6 protein-coding genes and 1 pseudogene are annotated in these 5,210 nt (G+C 70.9%); 4 read left to right on the top strand and 3 right to left on the bottom strand.

Translation table 11 applies throughout. The annotated features are described in order from the left end of the window. Positions 1-46: 46 nt before the first annotated feature. Positions 47-316, bottom strand: a pseudogene (locus AAG801_RS40185) (tripartite tricarboxylate transporter substrate-binding protein); the annotation flags it as partial. 47 nt (positions 317-363) lie between these two features. Beyond that, positions 364-1,452, bottom strand: coding sequence for a tartrate dehydrogenase (locus AAG801_RS40180; RefSeq protein ID WP_341893464.1), 1,089 nt, complete (start codon positions 1,450-1,452; stop codon positions 364-366). Between the two features lie 107 nt (positions 1,453-1,559). Here AAG801_RS40180 and AAG801_RS40175 point away from each other — a divergent pair, with 107 nt between their 5' ends. Then, positions 1,560-2,507 carry a LysR substrate-binding domain-containing protein gene (locus tag AAG801_RS40175; RefSeq protein WP_341893463.1) on the top strand — a complete coding sequence of 316 codons (948 nt, stop codon included), beginning with the start codon at positions 1,560-1,562 and terminating at the stop codon, positions 2,505-2,507. Between the two features lie 67 nt (positions 2,508-2,574). Further along, on the top strand, positions 2,575-2,811 hold the full coding sequence (locus tag AAG801_RS40170) for a hypothetical protein (RefSeq protein WP_341893462.1): 237 nt from the start codon (positions 2,575-2,577) through the stop codon (positions 2,809-2,811). Between the two features lie 12 nt (positions 2,812-2,823). Here the strand turns inward: AAG801_RS40170 and AAG801_RS40165 are convergent, their stop codons facing one another. Then, positions 2,824-4,053: a YbfB/YjiJ family MFS transporter gene (locus AAG801_RS40165; RefSeq protein ID WP_341893461.1), complete on the bottom strand. Its 1,230-nt coding sequence runs from the start codon at positions 4,051-4,053 to the stop codon at positions 2,824-2,826. Positions 4,054-4,152: 99 nt separating this feature from the next. Here AAG801_RS40165 and AAG801_RS40160 point away from each other — a divergent pair, with 99 nt between their 5' ends. Both AAG801_RS40160 and AAG801_RS40155 read left to right on the top strand, forming a co-directional pair. After that, a complete protein-coding gene (locus AAG801_RS40160; protein ID WP_341893460.1) occupies positions 4,153-4,554 on the top strand; it encodes a hypothetical protein in 402 nt (133 codons plus the stop codon). A gap of 19 nt (positions 4,555-4,573) precedes the next feature. Continuing rightward, positions 4,574-5,210: hypothetical protein (locus tag AAG801_RS40155; protein ID WP_341893459.1), on the top strand; the 637-nt coding region annotated here is incomplete at its 3' end.

The following is a 5,210-nucleotide window of genomic DNA, read 5'->3' as shown; positions in this document are numbered from 1 at the left end:
ATCGCGTTTGCCGTGACGACGAGCGCTCACCCCGCGCGCCTCACTCGATCGTGACCAGCTCGGCCACGGTCTTCGCCGGCGTGCTGGCGTTGACGACCAGCGCGTTGGCCACCAGCGCGATCGTGGTGACCGGCGCCACGTCCTTCTGGACGTCGTAGGGCAGCGTCTTGTAGATGCTGGACGCGATGGTGTGATGCACCGCGCCGACCAGCAGCGTGTAGCCGTCCGCCTTGGCCTTGGCCACGTGGTCCGCGCCGAGCGTCGCGCCGGCGCCGGGCTTGCTCTCGACGATCACGGCCTGGATCAGTTGACGACGCTTGAACTTGTGGGTGATCTTCATCTTGTCTCCAGTGGGGTGTCGTCTCAGGCAGCCTGGCGCTGTGCGCCGGCGCCCAGCAGTTCACACACCGCCTGCGTGACGTCGGCCGTCGTGGCCTTGCCGCCGAGGTCGCGGGTGTGCAGCTTGGGGTTGGCAGTGACCTGCTCGATGGCGGCCATCACCTGCCGAGCGGCGTCGACCTCGCCCAGGTGCTCCAGCAGCATCACGACCGACCAGAAGGTGCCGACCGGATTCGCCAGGCCCTTGCCCATGATGTCGAAGGCGGAGCCGTGGATCGGCTCGAACATCGACGGGTAGCGGCGCTCCGGGTCGATGTTGCCGGTGGGTGCGATACCCAGGCTGCCGGCCAGCGCCGCGGCCAGGTCGCTGAGGATGTCGGCGTGCAGGTTGGTCGCGACGATGGTGTCCAGCGAGGCCGGGCGGTTGATCATGCGCGCGGTCGAGGCATCGACCAGTTCCTTGTCCCAGGTGACGTCGGGGAACTCCTTCGAGATCTGCAGCGCGATCTCGTCCCACATCACCATCGCGTGGCGCTGCGCGTTGCTCTTGGTGATGACGGTCAGCAGCTTGCGCGGCCGCGACTGGGCCAGCCTGAAGGCGAAACGCATGATGCGTTCGACGCCGGCGCGGGTCATCATCGAGACGTCGGTGGCGGCCTCGATCGGGTGGCCCTGGTGCACGCGGCCGCCGACGCCGGCGTATTCGCCTTCCGAGTTCTCGCGCACGATGACCCAGTTCAGGTCGTCCGCTCCGCAGCGCTTGAGCGGGCCGTCGATGCCGGGCAGGATGCGCGTCGGGCGCACGTTGGCGTACTGGTCGAAGCCCTGGCAGATCTTCAGGCGCAGGCCCCACAGCGTGATGTGGTCGGGGATGTGCGGGTCGCCGGCCGAGCCGAACAGGATCGCGTCCTTGCCGCGCAGCGCGTCCAGTCCGTCGGCCGGCATCATCACGCCATGCGCACGGTAGTGGTCGCCGCCCCAGTCGAAGTTCTCGAAGGCGAAGCGGAACGTGCGGCTGGTGCGGGCCAGCGCTTCCAGCGCCTGCTGGCCGGCGGGCACGACTTCGCGGCCGATGCCGTCACCGGGGATGGTGGCGATCGAGTAGGTCTTCATGATGTGTCTCTGTCGGAGTGGTTGGGCGGTGACGGGACTGTAGGAAGTGGACGGGCCTTCGACTCACCGCTAAAGTGAATCCATCGTTTACCTGAAGCTAACAATCGATGCGAACCGCAGCAGCGACGGGCAGTGGCATCCAGCCGGGCGACCTCGGCTTCTTCTCGGCGCTGGCCAGTGCCGGCAGCCTGAGCGCGGCCGCGCGCGAGCTGGGCATCACCACCCCTGCCGTCAGCAGGCACCTGGCGCTGATGGAGGCGCGCGTCGGCCTGTCGCTCGTCAACCGCACGACGCGCCGCATGAGCCTGACGCCCGAGGGCGAGCTGTACCTGGAGCACGCGCGCCGCATCCTCGGCGAGATCGACGACATGGCGCAGCTGCTCGGCGTCTCCAAGGCCACGCCGAAGGGACTGCTGCGCGTGAACGCGACGCTGGGCTTCGGGCGCAGCCACGTGGCGCCGCTGATCTCGCGCTTCGTGCGCAAGCACCCGCAGGTGGAAGTGCAGTTGCAGCTGTCGGTCAACCCGCCGGCGCTGACCGACGACTCCTTCGATGTCTGCATCCGCTTCGGCGCGCCGCCGGACGCGCGCATCATCGCCAGGCCCATCGCGCCGAACCGCCGGCTGCTGTGCGCGGCACCGGCGTACCTCGCGAAGCACGGGACACCCAGGGTGCCGAACGACCTGACCCGGCATCACTGCATCGGCATCCGCCAGGGTGAGGAGGCCTACGGTGTCTGGCGCCTGACCAGTGGCCGCGGCAGGAACGCGACGACCGAGGCCGTCAAGACGCGCGGCCGGCTGGCCACCAACGACGGCGAGATCGCCGTCAACTGGGCGCTCGACGGCCACGGCATCCTGATGCGCGCCGAGTGGGACATCGAGCGCTACCTGAAGAACGGCCGGCTGGTGCAGGTGCTGCCGCAGTTCCACACGCCCGATGCCGACCTCTACGCGGTCTACCCGCAGCGCCACCAGCTCGCCGCCCGCGTGCGGGCCTTCGTCGACTTCGTGGCGTTGTCGCTCGGCCGGCGGGCGGCGGCGGGCACGCCGTAGCGCAAGGTTCGCTGGGTGCCGCGCGTGCCGCGACAATGCGGCACCGCTCCACCGCAAGAGTCCACCCGTGAAGACCTACGACATCGAAGTCCAGCGCCTGAGCTCGGCCCGGCACGACAAGGGCATGATCGAGCTCGGCACCGACGTGCTGGTGCTGCCCCGCGCGCTGCGCGACGACCAGCCCGCCCACAGCCGCCTGCGCCTGCCCGTCGAGCACGCGCGCACCCTGCTGATCCTGCTCAAGCAGCAGATCGCCGAGCTCGACAAGCTGCAGCCGCGCAGCCGGCGTTCGGGGCGCTGCTGAGGCCGGCCGGCGTCAGTCGACGGGGTGGCGGCTCGCCAGCGCCCAGAAGATCAGCAAGCCAAGCAGCAGCGCAGCGGCGGCGATCTCCAGCGCCAGTGCGAAGCCCGCGCCCGGCGTGGCGCTGCGGCGCAGCAGCCAGGCCACCATCGGTGGCCCGGCGATCTGCCCGAGGCCATAGGCCGCGGTGAGCGCGCCGATCAGCGCCGAGCTGTTGTGCGGCTGCAGGCGCCGCGCCTCCTGCATCGCGAACAGCGTGATCGCGGTGAAGGGCAGGCCGAGCAGCAGGCTGCCCAGCGCAAAGCCCGCCAGGCTGGGCCACCACACGCTGAGCAGCACGCCGGCCGCCTGCATGCCGTAGCAGGCCATCAGCAGGTGGCGGCGGTCGAGGTGCGTCGGCAGCCGGATCGTCAGCAGGGCGCCGAGTGACACCCCCAGACCGAACAGCGGCCAGAACAGGTCGAGCCAGATCGAGCCCGGCAGCGCCTGGCGCGCGATCACCGGCAGGAAGGTGGCCGTCACGATGTAGCCGAAGCCGGCCAAGCCGTAGGCCAGCGTGAACGCGGCCACCGCGCCGCCGGGGTGGCTGTCGGCCTGCGCCGCTGCGGCCGAGGGCGCGGCGACCGCACCGCGCAACTGCGGCCAGGCCAGCGCGGTGAGCGCGGCTGCGAGCAACGCGAACACCGCCCAGCCGATCGCGGCCGTCAGGCCATGCGCCACCATCGCGCTGGCCGCGAGGCCACTGACGGTGATGCCCAGCCCCGGGCCGACGTAGATCAGCCCGGCCAGCGACGGTGCGCCCAGCGCGCTCAGCCGCGCCAGGCACCAGCCGGAGACGTAGACGAACACCAGCGCACTGGCCACGCCGGCCAGAGCCCGCCACAGCGGCCACAGCGCCGCGGCCGGCAGCGCCATGCCCAGGGTCAGCAGCACGGTGGCCACCAGGCCGGTGCGCACCGCCGCCGTGTGGGCCAGCGGCACCGGGCGGGCGAGGCGCCGCCACAGCCACGGCTGCAATGCACAGGCCATGGCACCGAGCCAGTAGCCGAGGTAGTTGGCCGTCGCCAGCCAGCTGGCACCGGTCAGGTCGGTGACGCCGTCGTGCAGCATCATCGGCAGCAGCGGCGTGAAGGCGAAGCGGCCGATGCCCATCGCGATGGCCAGCGAGAGCAGGCCGGCCAGCGCGATGACCAGCGGGCGGTGGGTGTGGGCAGCGGGCGGGGCGGTGGGCAGGGCAGCGGACATGCCCGGATTGTCGAGCCAGGGCGACAGCCCCGGGGCGCGCCCCTTGTTCCCCACGCCTGAGGATGCGTCGCGGCGCGCACGATGGGCCAATGTGAACCCATGGGCCGCAGCTTCTCGATCACCTTCACAGGAGCCGGGCGAGTGGCGTTCGCGGGGGCCGTTGCGCTGGGCGCTGGCAGCGGCCTGTCCGGCTGCATGAGCCTGCACCTGCATGCCGGCGAAGACGAGGTGAAGGTGGTCCGCCACATCGGGCTGCTGCATGTCGAACTGGCCGCGCCGGAGCGTGCGGTGGTCGGCCAGCTCAGCGGCCTGGGCCTGTCGGTGACGCCGCTGGGCCTGGTGCTCGGTCACGCGCGGCAGCGCTTTGCGGCGATCGGCCCGCAGTGCCGTGCGGTGCTGTGGATCGACGATGCGTCGACGCTCGACGCCGCCGCGCGGCAACAGATCCAGCAACTCGCCGGCGTGTGCCTGCTGGAGGCACGCGCCACCCCCTCGCCCTGACACGCCAAGGAGTCCGTCCATGTCATCGCATCGATCGCTGCTGCTGTTCACGCCGGCCGCACTGCTGCTCGGCGCGTGCGCCTCCAATCCGCCGCTGCTGTTTGCCGACAGCACGACGGTCGGCCTGAAGCTCGGTGCCGACACCGCATCGCTCGGCGGCGCGGTCTCGCTGGGCGTGAAGAACCAGAGCCTGGCGGTGGTGCCGGTGTCGGTGGTCGATCACACGTCGCAGGCCTTCTCCATGACCGGCCAGGCCGGCAACAGGGTCGATGCCCTGTCGGTGTTCGCGGTGTTCAAGACCGACGCCGAGAACAAGGACAGCCCGGTGAAGATCGGCCAGGTGTTCTCCACCGGCGCGGCGGCGCAGCTCATCACGCAGGGCTTCGAGTGCCACCTCGCCACGCGTACGCCATGCCCTGCGCCTGGCAACCTGCCCGCCGGTGGCGCCGAGACCCGATTGCCGCCGCCCCCGGGAACCGACAGGCCGTACCAGCGCCCGCTGGTCTACGCACGCACCGACACCTACGGGTTCGACATCTCCGGCTCGACCGCCGAACAGGGCAGCACCTTCACGCTGGGCTACGGCAACCGCAACCTGGCGCTGGTGCCGATCGTCGCGGTCAGTGGTGGGGACAGGCCCAGCCACCTGCTCGGAG

It is taken from the genome of Variovorax sp. YR752, from assembly GCF_943372545.1.
The sequence above is the reverse complement of the archived record's forward strand: the minus strand, read 5'-3'. Positions and strand labels throughout refer to the sequence as shown.